Consider the following 515-nt stretch of genomic DNA (forward strand, 5'->3'; position numbering starts at 1 on the left):
CGTCCTGCGGTGGCGCCGATGATGAAGCCGCGGGTCATTTGGTCGGCTGCGGCCCAGAACGAGTCTCCGGTGCGTTGGAAGCCGAACATGGAGTAGAACACGTAGATCGGGACGAGGGGTTCGCCGTGGGTGGCGTAGGAGGTGCCGGCGGCGGTGAAGGCTGCGACGGCGCCGGCTTCGTTGATGCCGGGGTGGATCAGTTGTCCGGCGGGGGATTCTTTGTAGGCCAGGACGAGGTCGCGGTCTACGGAGAGGTAGTTCTGGCCTTTGGGGTTGTAGATTTTCGCGGTCGGGAAGAACGCGTCCATGCCGAAGGTGCGGGATTCGTCCGGGACGACCGGGACGAGGCGGTGGCCGAAGTTTTTGTCCCGCATGAGGTCTTTGAGGAGCCGGACGAAGGCCATGGTGGTCGCGGCTTGTTGTTTGCCGGAGCCGCGTTTGGCGATGTCGTAGGACTTGGCCTCGGGCAGGGTCACGGGGGTGTGGGTGCGGCGGCGTTCGGGCACGAACCCGCC

The 515-nt window shown here is 65.4% G+C and carries 1 pseudogene; it reads right to left on the reverse strand.

Going from position 1 to position 515, the window contains the following annotated elements:
• Positions 1-515 (reverse strand): annotated as a pseudogene (locus PQ627_RS19900) (pyruvate dehydrogenase (acetyl-transferring), homodimeric type); the annotation flags it as partial.

It is taken from the genome of Paenarthrobacter sp. AB444 (genome assembly GCF_028736865.1).
GTDB classification, from domain to species: domain Bacteria; phylum Actinomycetota; class Actinomycetes; order Actinomycetales; family Micrococcaceae; genus Arthrobacter; species Arthrobacter nicotinovorans_B.